The sequence below is a fragment of the Clostridium sp. genome (assembly GCF_036646415.1).
In the GTDB taxonomy this organism is placed as follows: Bacteria; Bacillota; Clostridia; order Clostridiales; family Clostridiaceae; genus Clostridium_J.
Genome location: NZ_JAVXMF010000003.1, coordinates 16,395 through 31,180, shown reverse-complemented (window position 1 = coordinate 31,180; position 14,786 = coordinate 16,395). Strand labels below are relative to the sequence as shown.

Below are 14,786 nucleotides of genomic sequence, written 5' to 3'. Positions count from 1 at the left end.
AGCTTCAGAGAAAGTAAAAACTTCTTCTGGAGCTTAGAAGTTTATCAGATGTCTACCAGTTTTAATACTCACTTTGAGGCTAAGTAAATAAAATAGTAGAATAAATGATTGTATAAAATAATTTAATATTAGGAGTTGAGGCTGTGACTATTTTAATTAAGGATATTGATTGTCTAGTAACCTGTGAAGGCAGTCATAGAAAAAAAGGCAAAGAGATGAATGATGCCAAAATCATTGAAAATGGTTTTATTGTTATAACTGATGATATTATAACTGCAGTTGGAAAGGATGAGGATTATAAGTCTTATATTAATGAAAATACTGTAGTTATTAGTGGGAAAGGGAAAACTGTTACTCCAGGTCTTGTAGATCCTCATACTCACTTGGTATATAGAGGAAGTCGTGAGAATGAGCTACCACTTAAGTTAAATAAAGTTGGATATATAGAAATTTTAAAGATGGGTGGAGGAATACTGAGCTCCGTAGAAAATACTAGAAATGCATCTGTAGATGAATTAGTTATGGAAGCTAAAGGTAGACTTGATATAATGCTAAATCATGGTACCACTACAGTTGAAAGTAAATCAGGCTACGGATTAGACTTAGCTAATGAGAAAAAGATATTGAAGGTTAATAAGATTCTAAATGAAACCCATCCTATAGACGTAGTATCAACTTTTATGGGTGCCCATGCAGTGCCTAAGGAGTATAAGGAAGATAGGGAAGGCTTTATAAAGCTAATTATAGATGAAATGATTCCTAATATTGCAGAAGAAGAACTTGCTGAGTTTATAGATTGCTTCTGTGAAGAAGGAGTATTTACTACAGAAGAATGTAGAGCAATACTCGAAAAAGGTAGAAAATATGGGTTAAAACTTAAGATACATGGGGATGAAGTTGAGTCAGTAAAAGGTGCTGAGCTAGCGGGAGAGTTAAAATGCATTTCTGCAGAGCACCTAATAGCCGCTTCAGATGAAGGAATAAAGTCTCTTAGTGAAAATGATGTAGTAGCGGTACTTTTACCATCTACAGCATTTTATTTAATGCTTGGCAAATTTGCAAGAGCAAGAGATATGATTGATAATAACGTGGCAGTAGCACTTGCTACTGATTGTAATCCGGGAACATCGCCTACTGAATCTATGCAAAATGTTATGACTTTTGCTTGCTTTGGTATGAGAATGCTTCCAAGTGAAATTATCAATGCAATGACAATAAACGCAGCCTGTGCTATAAATAGGGAGCACTCTATTGGATCTATTGAGATAGGTAAAAAAGCAGACATTACCATATTTAATGGTAAAAATTTAAATTATCTTATATATCATTTTGGAATTAATTCTGTAGACAAGGTTATAAAAAATGGTAAGATAGTTGTGGATAGAGAAATAAATAAGTAGTTATAGGAGGAATAATTATGTTAGATACAAAAACAGTAAGAGCGTTTGTAGATGAACTTGCATCAAATTCACCAGCACCAGGTGGTGGAAGTGTAGCTGCACTTTGTGCATCTTTAGGAAGTGCACTATCTTCTATGGTGTTTAACCTAACCGTAGGTAAAAAGGCATATGAGGTATTATCTAATGAGGAAAAGGAATTAGTAGATAAATACTTAATAATATCAGGAAATCAAAAGGATGAATTCTTAAATCTTATGAACGAAGATACAGAAGCATTTAATGGTGTAATGGCAGCATTTAAAATGCCTAAGGAAACTGATGATGAAAAGGCTGCTAGAAGTGCTAAAATTCAAGAGGGATACAAAGCGGCTACACAAGTGCCATTAAAGGTGGCTAGAAAGGCATATGAAGTCTATGAAGGTATTTTAGTATGCGTTAAATATGGTAATAAGAATGCTATATCAGATGGTGGAGTTGCTGCATTACTTATACAAAGTGCCATAGAAGGTGCAATCATGAATGTGAAAATAAATCTATCATCTATAAAGGATCAGTCTTATAATGAAGAAATAAGAAAACAACTTAAACAGTTAAGTGAAGATGGTATGAACAAACAAAAAGAAATATTAGATATTGTAAATCAGCATATGTAATATTGAAGAGGTATATAAAGGGCTCAGTTTCTAAGGAAACTGAGCCCTTTTAAGTTTTATAATACACAAAAATATTTTTAATTTATATAAGTAATTTTATAATACTCACAATATAGAGTCTATTAAAAGTAGAAGCTGTAGAATATTGAGGTAAAATGATAAAATTTATATTATTTTTCTTTGAGAAACTTTGGAAAATACTGTAATAACATATAAAATTAGTGTATAATGATTATAGTGTTCTAAATGGAATATTTATGAATATAATAATAGGTTGGAGGGAATTATATGTTACTTAGGTTTGAGCCTTTACATGATAAAGTTGTGGTTACGCTTCAAGGAGAGCTTGACCATCATAGTGCAGAAGAAGTTAGAACCAGAGTGGATGACATTTTGGATAAAGACGGATATAAAGTCTTGATCTTCAACTTTTCTGGAGTAAACTTTATGGATAGTTCAGGAATTGGAGCAGTAATTGGAAGGTATAAAAAGATGTCACTTAGAGGTGGTAAGGTGTGTTTAACAAATGTAACACCTACTGTTAAGCGAATATTTGAGCTTTCAGGCATGTTTAAAATAATTTCAATGTATGACGATGTTGAAGAAGCACTAAGGAACATTTAGTGGGAGGAATTATTATGGAGAATAAAATTAAAGTTGAATTTACTAGTTTATCTAAAAATGAAAGTTTTGCAAGGGTCGTTATTTCAGCATTTGCAGCACAATTAGATCCTACAATAGACGAAATTAGTGATATAAAAACAGCGGTATCAGAAGCTGTTACAAATGCAATTATTCACGGATATAGAAATGAAAGTGAGGATAATTACGTAAAGCTAGAGGGAGTAATAAACGAAAATGTACTTACGGTTAAAGTAAGTGATACTGGTGCAGGAATAGATAATGTGGATATGGCAATGCAACCATTGTATACTTCTAGACCAGATTTAGAAAGGTCTGGTATGGGTTTTACGGTTATGGAGACATTTATGGATAGTTTAACAGTAGAATCTATAAAGGGTGAGGGAACAACTATAACAATGAAAAAAGTTTTTAACTCTGTAAGATAGGTGAAAATATGAGTGAAAAAATTCATAGAAACAACAAATATAATTATGATGATAATAGACAACTTATAAAATTGGCAAAGGCAGGGGATAGCTCTGCATTAGATTATTTAACAGAAATGAATTTACCACTAGTATCTTCTATAAGTAAGAAGTTTCTAAATAGAGGATATGAATATGATGATATTTTTCAAATTGGGTGTATAGGTCTTGTGAAAGCTATAAATAATTTCGATGATAGTTTTAATGTAAAATTTTCTACATATGCTGTACCGATGATTATTGGAGAAATTAAAAGATTTCTAAGAGATGATGGAATGATAAAAGTTAGTAGAAGTATTAAAAATACGGCTAGAAGGCTTCACTATGACAAGGATGCATTAACTAAATCACTAGGACGAGAGCCTACAATTGAAGAACTATCTGAATTTTCTAAGATTGACAAGGAAGATATACTTATAGCATTAGAATCTTCTAGTAGTATGCAATATCTCTATGACACTATTCATCAAGATGATGGTGCTCCAGTGTTACTTATAGATAAGCTTAGTGAGGATTACGAGGAAGATAATGAAGTAATAGATAAACTTGCTTTAAAGGAAGCATTGAGTAAGTTAGATGTAAAGTCTAGGCAAATTATAATGCTGAGGTATTTTAAGGATAAAACTCAAATTCAAGTGGCAAAACTCATGGGAATAAGTCAAGTTCAAGTATCTAGAATAGAAAAGAAAGTTTTGAAAATAATGAAGGATAGACTTACAGGATAAATATGTATAAATAAAGGATTTACAAGTATATCTTTCATTTATAAGATTTTAAAAGATAATAAGAAATCTTTAGAATCTATATGGTTTTATAAGATGTTAATGCAGCTTTAGAATTTATAAAATTTTAAAATATGCAGTAACATCTTTTTTTTGTTTAAATTTTTGTAAAATGCAAATACTAGCTTTAATGCTTTTATGATTTGACGTTAGGAGGAGAATAATGAAGGTAAAAGAGAGTAAGATAAAAAACAAGTTTCAAAATGTATATGAAAGTTCTAAACCAAAGCCAAATATACTAAAAAATTCTTTTAGAGCATTTTGGACTGGTGGATTAATATGTGTAGTTGGCGAAATTATATTTAAAGCTTTAGTCTATTTGGGTCAAGATAAAATGCAAGCTATGACATGGGAAACAATAATTATGGTTTTTCTAGGAGCATTATTAACTGGAATAGGTATATATGACAAAATTGGAGACTATGCAGGAGCAGGGTCCGTAGTACCAATTACAGGATTTGCAAACTCAATTGTGTCACCAGCCATAGAGTTTAAAAAAGAAGGATATGTGTTTGGTGTTGCATCAAAAATGTTTACTATAGCTGGTCCAGTACTAGTTTATAGTATTAGTGCCTCAGTAATACTTGGAATATTATATTATTTTTTTAGGTGGTAATGTTATGGCAAGAAAAGTAGGAATACAAACAGCAGAATTATTAAGTAAACCAAGGATAATAGCAACCTATACAATTGTAGGACCTAAGGAAGGTGAAGGCCCTTTAAACATTCATTTTGATGAAATTCTAGCAGATGATATGTGTGGGTGTAAAAGCTTTGAATTTGCAGAGAGTAAAATTCAATTAAGTGCAGTTCAAAAAGTTATAGAAAGAGCAAAACTTAAAGAAAAAGACATTTCTTATATGTTTGCAGGAGATTTATTAAATCAAATAATGTCCTCTTGCTTTATGGCAAGAGAAGTAGATATACCATTTGTAGGTATGTATGGAGCGTGCTCCACTTTTGTAGAGTCTTTATGTATGGCTTCAATGGCACTAGAGGGAGATTTTGGTGAACATGTTTTGGTGGCCACATCGTCTCATTTCTCATCAGCAGAACGTCAATTTAGATTGCCATTGGAGATGGGAAGTCAGAGGTCACCAGCGTCACAATGGACTGTAACCGGAGCAGCAGCTGTAATATTGGCTAAGAAAGGGAAGTCTCCTTATGTAACACACATAACTATTGGGAAGGTTAAAGACTATGGAATAACAGATCCAAATGAAATGGGAGCAGCAATGTCTCCAGCAGCAGTTGATACTATTAAGCAGCACTTCGAGGATACTGGAAGAAAACCTAGCGACTATGATCTAATAGTAACAGGAGACCTAGGGTCAGTAGGTAAGCAAATAACTACTGAACTATTAAAAGAATATGGGTATAACGTTGAGCCTAACTATATAGATTGTGGTGATGAAATCTTTGATTGTCAGTGTCAAGGAACTAATTGTGGTGGTAGTGGTGCTGGCTGTTCTGCAACAGTTATGAGTAGTATGATTTATAAAGGATTATTACAACATAAATATAAAAGAGTTCTACTAATTGCTACAGGAGCGTTACTTAGTACCACATCAAACCTTCAAGGAGAAACTATCCCAGGGATTGCTCATGCAATTGCCCTAGAGTTTGGAGGTGAGTAAAATGTGGATGGACTTTTTAAAGACTTTTGTAGTAGGCGGAATTATTTGTGTTATAGGACAAATTTTAATGGATACAACGAAGCTTACGCCCGCTAGAATCTTAGTAGTATTTGTTGTATCGGGTGTTGTTCTTCAAGGTTTCGGTATATATGAAAAGATAGCTGCTTTTGGATTATCAGGAGCAAGAGTTCCTTTACCTGGATTTGGCTACTCCCTTGCAAAAGGGGTTATGAAAGAGGTTGATACAGTTGGACTTTTAGGGGTTGCAACTGGAGGAGTAAGTGCAACAGCAGCAGGTATAACGGCAGCTATAGTATTTGGATATATGATGTCAGTTATATTTAATTCAAAAACTAAGTAGCTTACTAGAAAATAGGAATATCATTAAGATTATTAGAAATAAATAAGATGCAAAGGATATAAAAAAGCTTCTCACTAATTTGAGAAGCTTTTTTATATATTTTTAAGTTAAAGAAAGAGTTATCCAAAGATATTAATTGTAAAGGCTCTTGAAATCATCCCATATAATGATGATTTAGAATTTAAATTATTAAAAGCTCCTGGACTAGGCTGTGGTGGTTTATTTGTATCATCACCAGTAGGCGGCGTAGTTGTATCACCACCAGTAGCAGGAGGATTAGTTGTATTATCGCCAGGCTTATCTTTATCTTTATCCTTATCCTTCTCTTTTTCCTTTTCTTCTGCGTCTTTTTTTGCTTTCTCCTCTGCATCTTTTTTTGATTTCTCTTCTGCCTTATAGTCAGTCGGATCTTTATCTTTAGGTGCTAGCCATTTATTATCAGCCATTGCACCAGTATATCTAGGATCACGAGTAATAAATATTACCTTTTGTAGTTTATCTTTAGGTGTTTCATCAGAAGGCAAATAGTATTTTCCATCAGCAGCTTTAACTACTTCAAGTTCAACGTGAACATTGTCCAATGTAGTTGGTTGAGTTCCACTGATAAATAACTCAGAGTAGATTCTGTTTCCTCTAGGATCTTTCTTTGTAAGATCAGTTGGAAGAGTTCCAGAATCCTTAGAGATATATGCACTGGTTAATCCATCAGGTGGTTGTAGTGATTTATATTCTAAACCTTCATGAGCAACCTTCATGATTTGCCCCCAGAGGCCAGCAGACATGTTACTACTAGTGAAAGGCAATAGGTCGTTGTTATCACAGCCTAGCCATACAGCACCAGAATAATAAGGAGTTAGTCCTGCAAAATAAAGGTCTCTATAGTCAGTAGTGGTACCAGTCTTACCTCTAACCTCCATATTACCAAAGGCTGCATTTGAACCAGTACTTGCAACTGAGCCAGCAAGCATATCGTAAATAATATATGCTGTTTGAGGTGAGATAACTTGAGTAGATTCCAATTTAGGCTCTAATAAAACCTTACCATCCTTATCTGTTACCTTATTATATATTCTAGAATTTGTCATAGCACCTTGATTTCCAAAAGCACCAAAGGCTTGAGCCATTTCATAAGGTGTAGTTCCATCTGTTTGGCCAAGAGATAGGGCGGAAATACTAGTTTTATCTACATCAGTTATACTTAGGCCAAATTTTTCTCCATAGGCTGCTGACGTATCTAAACCTATTTTATCTACTATAGATACAGCTATGGTATTTTTAGAGTATCTAACAGCATCACGTACAGTTGTATATCCATCATATGCATTATTCCAGTTCATTGGATTATACCCTTGATATTTAGATGAAACCTCAGGAAGTAGTGGTCCATCTACAAGGACTGATCCAGCAGTGAGAGTTTTAGTTTCAATAGCTGGAGCGTATACTGTTAATGGTTTTATACTAGAACCAGGTGGACGTCGGAAACTTTGACCATCTTGACCTATAGAGATAGCTCTATTATAGGACATTGATGGTTGATCACCCACACCACCGATAATAGCTTTAACTTCACCATTAAGATAATCTGTTATTACACCAGAGGCTTGAACCCCAGAATAACCAGAAACATAATCATTCATTACTTGTTGTACAGAATCTTGAAGGTTTTTATCCATGGTAGTATATATTCTTAAACCACCATAATTAATTTTGTCGTAGGCCTCAGTCTCGGTATAACCATAGGTTTTAATTAGGTCCGTAGCAACCTGTTTTATTACTGGTCTTGAGAACCATTCATAGGTCATTTTATCAGATTCTTGAGTTGAGAAGTTTAGAGTAAGAGGCTCTGCTATAGCTACATCGTACTCTTCTTGAGTTATTTTACCTAGTTCTAACATTTTTCCAAGTACAAGTTTAGTTCTTGCAGAGTCAAATGGCTCACCCTTTTCAAAAGACTCATAAGCATTGTTATAAGATATAGTTGGATTTTGAGCTGCACTAGCTAAAAAGGCACATTGTTTAAGTGTTAGGCCATCACCTATAGATTTATTAAAGTATATATTTGTGGCAGCTTCGATTCCATGGGCATTACCACCCAAAAATATAGTATTCATATAAGCTTGTAAAATTTGATCCTTGGACAAAAGCTTTTCTACTTGTAGGGCTAAATATATTTCTTGAACTTTTCTTTCAATATTTACCCTATCATTGATCGATTCTTCAAGGAAAAATTTATATTTAATTAGCTGTTGGGTAATAGTTGAAGCACCTTGGATAGCATCATCAGATAAACCTAGAATGATCTTAGCATCCTGAATAACTGCACCACCAAGTCTTCGAATATCTATACCCTTATGTTTATTAAATCTTTCATCTTCAATGCTTGTAAAGGCATCTTTAAGATCTTCAGGTACAGTATTAATATTTACTGAAGTTCTCTTTTCAATAGTTTTATACTCATCCATTTCTTCGCCGGCATTGTTGTATAAAAATGTAGTTTCGCCATTAGATAAGAATGTATCTAAATCGAGTTTAGGTGCAGTTTTAATCATACCAGACATTATTCCAAAACCTGCAGCTAAACAAGTGATGATTAGTAACAATAAAATTATATATATTGCTTTAAATATTTTACGCTTCTTCTTTTTGGGTTTAATATTCTTTGGTTCATTTTTTTTATTATCTCCCATATTATCCTCCTTAAGGTGAAATAAAATTTTAGATACTATATTATAACGTATATACGGATATAAATACAACATAGTATTCTTCAATGAAGATTTTTAACATATATATAGAACAATAGTAGGTCTATTATATAAAATATTAAGTAGGTCTATACAGATAAGTGAAATTAAATACATTTATTAACATTATACCATAATTATAAAGGAGTAATACTATGAAATTATCAATTAAAATAAAATTCGCAACAATAATATTTTTGCTCATGGGTAGTACTATAACATTTATATATACATTAGATAGAATTCTACTTCCTACTATTAAGGTAACCTGTGATGCACATATGAGAGCTGAAGTAACTAATATAATAAACAAGACAATTTTTGAAGAATATTCTAAGAATTTTAATTATGATTCTATAATAAAAGTTGAAAAGGATAATGAAGGCAATATTACAATGATTGCAGCGGATACATTGAAACTTAGTGAGATTGCAGCTAAAACTGCATTAAAGGCTCAAGAGGAGTTGAAGACCATAGATGAAGTTGCATTAAAAATTCCAATAGGATATATAACTAAAAACAATATATTATCTAACATAGGACCTAAGATTAAAATAAAGATGCAACCTATAGGGCATATTACTACTAGATATATATCAGATTTTGAATCTGCAGGTATTAATCAGACAAGGCATAAGATTTATATAGAAACAACCACTAATATGAGGATAATTATACCAACATATAGCAGTGACTTAGAGATTGTAAATCAAATACCTATAGTAGAAACTATAATAGTTGGTAAAGTTCCAAATACAGCAGTACAAATGGACTTAAATGGTAATTAAAGAATGTGAACTATTAAAGCTGATAGATAGGGGATAAAACAACACCGCCAAGAAAACCAGCATTAAACTGTTTTATTTGACGGTGTTATATTAATTTTGTATTAACTATAAAGTTATTACTTACTTTCCCAATTGAATATGTAAGGGATGTTTCTGTATAAATCACCATAGTTTAACCCATACCCTACTACAAATAAATCAGGAATTTCAAAACAGCAGTAATCAGGTTTAATATCCACAGCTCTTCTCTCAGGCTTATCTAAAAGAGTACAACATTTTACACTTTTAGCTCCGAGTTTTTTTACGTGCTCTATTACGAATTTCATAGTAATACCACTATCAACAATATCATCTACTATTAATACGTCCATACCTTCAATGTTATCAGGTACATCTTGAACTACTTTACAAACTCCAGTAGTTTCTTCTCCATGACCATAGCTTGATGTAGTCATAAAGCCTATAGTAGTTGGAAGGTTAAGTTCTCTAACTAGGTCAGCAGCAAAAATGAAGCTTCCTCTTAGTAAAGATAAGACATAAACAGGTCTTCCATCATAGTCTTTAGTAATTTTAGCACCAATTTTTTTTACAGCTTCACTAAGCTCTTCTCTAGAAAACAGAATATTTCTTTGTTTATTTTCCATGTAATCACACCTCAATTTATATTTACATTAATGTTTTCATAGTATAAAATTAAGTTAAAATTGTCAATAGTATAAAAAGGTAGAAATAGAAATCGATTTGGAGATGAAATATATGATAAATGGAAATGTTGATGGAGTAAAAAACTTTGTTTTGAAAAGATTAGAAACAATATATGATATGAAATTTCAAAAGTCAGATATATTAACAGAAGAACTGGCAGAACTATTAAAAGAAATTACCCTTGAGTTGGAAAGGGAAATTAGTGTAGCAATAGATAGAAAGGGAAATGTAGTCAGTGTGGCAGTGGGAGATAGTTCTACTGTAGAGGTTCCAATGATTGATACAAGAGAAGGAAGACTATCTCAGATTAGAGTTATACACACTCATCCTAATGGAAACCCAAGACTATCAGCTCTTGATCTATCAGCTCTATTAAAATTAAAACTAGATTGTATTGTAGCCATAGGAGTAGCTAAGGATAAACCTCTATGCTACGATATAGGATTTTGTGATGTAATAGATAATATCTTAGTAGAAGATGAAATCCATAACGTAAGCACAGAAATGCTTTTAAGCTATAAATTTCTAGATAAGGTTAAATACATTGAAGACATTTTAAAAGGTGATAATGTCCACGAGGATAATACTGAAAGAGCAATTTTAGTATCCATAGAGGATGCAGAGAGTCTTGAAGAGCTTAAAGAACTTACAAAAGCCTGTGATGTAGTACCTGTCTATGAAATTCTTCAAAAAAGAAACAAAATTGACTCAGCTTTCTTTATAGGTAGCGGTAAGGTTGAAGAAATTGCATATCTAAGACAATCATTAAGAGCAAATGTGGTAATTTTTGATGAAGAGTTATCAGGCTCGCAGGTAAGAAATTTAGAGCAAGCTATAGGTACAAAGGTAATTGATAGAACTACTCTAATTCTTGAGATTTTCGCAAGAAGAGCAAGAAGTAAGGAATCAAAGATTCAAGTAGAACTATCTCAATTAAAGTATAGACTTAGTAGACTTGGTGGACTTGGAACTATGCTATCTAGAACAGGTGGAGGAATAGGAACTAAAGGACCAGGAGAGAAAAAACTAGAGACAGATAAAAGAAAAATTAGAGATACTATATATGACTTAAATAAAGAATTAGAGAAAATCAAAGGTATAAGAGCAACTCAAAGAGAGCGAAGAAGTAAGGAAAGCATTTCAAAAATATCTTTAGTTGGATACACAAATGCTGGGAAATCAACATTAAGAAATGCCCTTTGTGATTATTCACCAATGAAGTCAGCAACAGTAAAGGAAAAGGTATTTGAAGCAGATATGCTTTTTGCAACTCTTGATATTACTACAAGAGCTATGGCACTTCCAGATAACAGAGTAGCGACAGTGACTGATACTGTAGGATTCATAAGGAAATTGCCTCATGATTTAGTAGAAGCTTTTAAATCAACCCTTGAAGAAGTAATATATTCAGATCTTTTACTTCATGTTGTAGACGCTTCTAATGAGTCAGCAGAGAAACAAATAACTGTAGTTGAAGAAGTTCTAAGTGAGCTTGGAGCTGGAGATAAACCTACAGTATTATTACTTAATAAAATAGATAATTCTAATGAGGAACTTTTAAATTCTCTAAAAGAAAGATTTAGTAATTACAATATATTAGAAGTATCTGCCAAATATAAAACTAATTTTGAGGAACTTTTAAATACATGTACAGAAATATTGCCATACAAGTTAAAATCCTTTAAGGTTTTAGTTCCATACAATGATTCTTCAGCGGTAGCATATCTTCATAGAAATGCCATGGTAGAGAGTGAAGAGTATGTAGAGGAAGGAACAGTACTTATGGTTCAAGGTGATGATGAGGTTTATAATAAGTCTTCAAAATATATAGTAGAAGAATAATATTACACAATGAAATGGGCTGTCTCAAAATTGAGTATGTTTTAAACTCGTGTTGAAAGTGGACTATAATATTAAGTCCACTTTCAATATTAAGATAAAACATAATTCAACTGTTTTGAGACAGTCTATTTACTTTTATGCTCTATTTCAAAACATATTCTAAGTTTATTTTGTTCAAAACAAATTAGGCAAGGTATTAAATAGTTGAAAAACATTGAAAAAAGGGAAACCTAAGTATACAATTGAAACATAAATAATGACAAAATATATCAATAGGAGATAATAATTTGAGTACAGGATTAGTTAAATTTGATTGGAATTTTATTGAGAACTATAGTGATGAAGAAATAAGTTATTTTCTAAGTTTAGAGGGGAAATCCTTAGATGCTATAGGAAAGATAAGGAACTTAGATAGAGCTACAGTACAAAAACATATTATAAGTTGTAAAATTAAATATAGGTTTTTGGTGAAAAGTGAATCTCCTTCAGAGTTATTTAAATCTTTAATGGTGGCAGTAAAGTCAGAGAGAACTATGGTTTTAAATGGAATTGATAGAGTAAATAAGGAAAAGTTAATATATTTTCTATGCAATACTTATATGGATATGGGACTTAAGGATAAGGAAGCTGCCATATGGATAATGGGAGAGTTGCGTAGTAAATCCTGCGTGGATATCTTAATTAAGGCCACGGTGAATAATCATGTTAATATTAGAAGAATGGCTATTTCAGCCCTTGGCAAGATAGGAGATGCTAAAGCATCTAGAGCTCTTATTAGAGCCTTAGAAGATAAGAATCCTCAGGTTATAAGCTATGCAGTTAAATCTCTCCAAAAGCTTAATATGAGAGAGGCTGATGAGAAGATTCAACTACTCTTTAAGAATACAGATAAAGAGTATATTAAAAAGGCATGTGAGGATTATATGAGACAATCAAATTGCGAGGACTTAAGCAATGATTAATATGTTATAGTAGGGGGTTGGAGAATGAGCTATTTTACAGTTAAGGGAAGTGCTACTTCTGAGTTTCAAGAGAAAAAATCTGTGTTTATAGGATATATAAAAAGAGTAGATACAGAGGAAGAAGCTAAGGCATTTGTAAGTGAAATAAAAAGTAAACATAAGGAAGCAACCCACAATGTCTATGCCTATGTAGTGGGAGAAAATAAAGGAATACAAAGATACAGTGATGATGGAGAGCCTCAAGGAACTGCTGGAATACCAGTCCTAGAAGTCATAAAGAAAAATGATTTAACAGATGTGGCAGTGGTGGTTACTAGATACTTTGGAGGAATTCTACTAGGTGGAGGAGGCCTTATAAGAGCATATTCTAAAGGTGCATCTACAGCAATTGAAGAAGCAGGAGTAGTTGAAAAGATAAGGGGACTTAACTTGAAGTTTACATTAGATTATGATTTAATAGGGAAAATTCAATATCTATGTGGTACAAATAATTGGCATATAGAGGACACTGTATATACTGACAAGGTAGAGTTAGCACTATTCGCAGAGGTAAATACTAAGGAAGAAATAATAGCTGCCTTTGTGGAAGCTACAAATGGAAAGGTTACTGTATGCGAAGAGGATGATGAGTATTTATTTAAAGAAGGTCACAGATATTTTAGAGCTTACTAGCGGGTAAGATTTAGTACATGAGCTTTGAATTTGAAGTTTTTATACATATTATGTTATAATATGTATAATGATTTTAAAGTTAACAATTATATATAATATGGGAGGGAATGTATATGTCAGGACATTCAAAGTGGAGTAATATCCAAGGTAAAAAGGGTAAAATAGATGCCAAGAGAGGTAAAGTTTTTACTAAAATTGGTAAGGAAATAGTTGTTGCAGCTAAAAATGGTGGAGCAAATCCGGAAACAAATGCTAAGCTTAGAGATGTTATAGCAAAAGCAAAGGCTGCAAATATGGCTAATGATACAATAAATAGAGCAATTAAAAAAGCTTCAGGAGAGCTAAGCAATGTAGATTATGAAACTATAATGTATGAAGGATACGGTCCAGAAGGTATAGCAGTTATAGTTGAATGTCTTACTGAAAATAAGAACAGAACAGCAGGAAACGTAAGATATGCCTTCTCTAAACAAGGTGGAAATATGGGGACTGTTGGATGTGTAGGATTTATGTTCCAAAGTAAGGGAGAAATCATCATAGAAAGAACTGACGAATTAGATGAAGATGAATTAATGATGATGGCTTTAGATGCTGGTGCAGAAGACTTTGCAGCAGAGAATGAAGTATTTGTAGTAACTACAACTCCAGAAGATTTTGGTGCTGTAAGAGAAGCTCTAGAATCTAATGGAATAGAGTTCCTAGAAGCGGAAGTTAAAATGATTCCAGATTTATATACTGAAGTAAGTGAAGAAGTTGCAACTAAAATTCAAAAAATGTTAGACGTTCTTGATGATGATGATGACGTTCAAAACGTCTATCATAATGCTGAATTCCCAGAAGGATGGGAAGGTTAATACTGATAATTATAGAAACACTCATGGCTTAAGCTATGGGTGTTTTTTAGTTAAAATATACAACAAATAGTAAATAAAAACATTGAAAATAAGGAGAATAAAACTAATTTAAATTACTAAAATAACACTATAAATTATTTTCTTTTTACTCATATTTCACCATAAACCTTTATTTGTGTAGTAATTTGTTGTTTGAAATTATATTATTAGTTGATTTATATTTATTCATTTTTAATATTTATATTATTATTACCATAAAGCGCATATTCCTTACAAT

The 14,786-nt window shown here is 32.4% G+C and carries 15 protein-coding genes; 13 read left to right on the top strand and 2 right to left on the bottom strand.

The window, feature by feature from the left end:
• Positions 1-143: 143 nt before the first annotated feature.
• From hutI to spoVAE, 8 genes are all read left to right on the top strand, one after another.
• Positions 144-1,400: an imidazolonepropionase gene (gene hutI / locus RSD37_RS02790; protein ID WP_346945176.1), complete on the top strand. Its 1,257-nt coding sequence runs from the start codon at positions 144-146 to the stop codon at positions 1,398-1,400.
• Between the two features lie 17 nt (positions 1,401-1,417).
• Positions 1,418-2,053 carry a cyclodeaminase/cyclohydrolase family protein gene (locus tag RSD37_RS02785; protein WP_346945175.1) on the top strand — a complete coding sequence of 212 codons (636 nt, stop codon included), beginning with the start codon at positions 1,418-1,420 and terminating at the stop codon, positions 2,051-2,053.
• A gap of 288 nt (positions 2,054-2,341) precedes the next feature.
• Positions 2,342-2,677, top strand: coding sequence for an anti-sigma F factor antagonist (gene spoIIAA, locus RSD37_RS02780; RefSeq protein ID WP_346945174.1), 336 nt, complete (start codon positions 2,342-2,344; stop codon positions 2,675-2,677).
• A gap of 11 nt (positions 2,678-2,688) precedes the next feature.
• Positions 2,689-3,123, top strand: a complete 435-nt coding sequence (gene spoIIAB, locus RSD37_RS02775) for an anti-sigma F factor (RefSeq protein WP_346945362.1) — start codon at positions 2,689-2,691, stop codon at positions 3,121-3,123.
• 8 nt (positions 3,124-3,131) lie between these two features.
• The gene (sigF, locus tag RSD37_RS02770) at positions 3,132-3,887 is read left to right on the top strand and encodes an RNA polymerase sporulation sigma factor SigF (RefSeq protein ID WP_346945173.1); all 756 of its coding nucleotides are present in this window, start codon (positions 3,132-3,134) and stop codon (positions 3,885-3,887) included.
• 220 nt (positions 3,888-4,107) lie between these two features.
• Positions 4,108-4,560 (top strand): stage V sporulation protein AC, encoded by a 453-nt coding sequence (gene spoVAC, locus RSD37_RS02765; protein ID WP_346945172.1) that lies wholly within the window; start codon positions 4,108-4,110, stop codon positions 4,558-4,560.
• 4 nt (positions 4,561-4,564) lie between these two features.
• Positions 4,565-5,581, top strand: coding sequence for a stage V sporulation protein AD (gene spoVAD / locus RSD37_RS02760; protein ID WP_346945171.1), 1,017 nt, complete (start codon positions 4,565-4,567; stop codon positions 5,579-5,581).
• Between the two features lie 7 nt (positions 5,582-5,588).
• Positions 5,589-5,942, top strand: coding sequence for a stage V sporulation protein AE (spoVAE, locus tag RSD37_RS02755; protein WP_346945361.1), 354 nt, complete (start codon positions 5,589-5,591; stop codon positions 5,940-5,942).
• A gap of 119 nt (positions 5,943-6,061) precedes the next feature.
• Here spoVAE and RSD37_RS02750 read toward each other — a convergent pair whose 3' ends face one another.
• Positions 6,062-8,629 carry a transglycosylase domain-containing protein gene (locus tag RSD37_RS02750; protein WP_346945170.1) on the bottom strand — a complete coding sequence of 856 codons (2,568 nt, stop codon included), beginning with the start codon at positions 8,627-8,629 and terminating at the stop codon, positions 6,062-6,064.
• A gap of 212 nt (positions 8,630-8,841) precedes the next feature.
• Here RSD37_RS02750 and yunB point away from each other — a divergent pair, with 212 nt between their 5' ends.
• Positions 8,842-9,474, top strand: a complete 633-nt coding sequence (gene yunB, locus RSD37_RS02745) for a sporulation protein YunB (protein ID WP_346945169.1) — start codon at positions 8,842-8,844, stop codon at positions 9,472-9,474.
• A 116-nt stretch (positions 9,475-9,590) separates the two neighbouring features.
• On the opposite strand, the gene hpt is transcribed toward yunB, so the two are convergent.
• A complete protein-coding gene (gene hpt, locus RSD37_RS02740; RefSeq protein WP_346945168.1) occupies positions 9,591-10,118 on the bottom strand; it encodes a hypoxanthine phosphoribosyltransferase in 528 nt (175 codons plus the stop codon).
• A gap of 112 nt (positions 10,119-10,230) precedes the next feature.
• Between hpt and hflX the strand changes: the two genes are divergently transcribed.
• From hflX to RSD37_RS02720, 4 genes are all read left to right on the top strand, one after another.
• Positions 10,231-12,021 carry a GTPase HflX gene (gene hflX / locus RSD37_RS02735; protein ID WP_346945167.1) on the top strand — a complete coding sequence of 597 codons (1,791 nt, stop codon included), beginning with the start codon at positions 10,231-10,233 and terminating at the stop codon, positions 12,019-12,021.
• Between the two features lie 287 nt (positions 12,022-12,308).
• Entirely contained in the window at positions 12,309-12,983 is a 675-nt protein-coding gene (locus tag RSD37_RS02730; protein ID WP_346945166.1) for a HEAT repeat domain-containing protein, read from the top strand.
• A gap of 24 nt (positions 12,984-13,007) precedes the next feature.
• Entirely contained in the window at positions 13,008-13,655 is a 648-nt protein-coding gene (locus RSD37_RS02725) for a YigZ family protein (protein WP_346945165.1), read from the top strand.
• Between the two features lie 113 nt (positions 13,656-13,768).
• Positions 13,769-14,509, top strand: coding sequence for a YebC/PmpR family DNA-binding transcriptional regulator (locus tag RSD37_RS02720; RefSeq protein ID WP_346945164.1), 741 nt, complete (start codon positions 13,769-13,771; stop codon positions 14,507-14,509).
• The last annotated feature ends 277 nt before the right edge of the window (positions 14,510-14,786 follow it).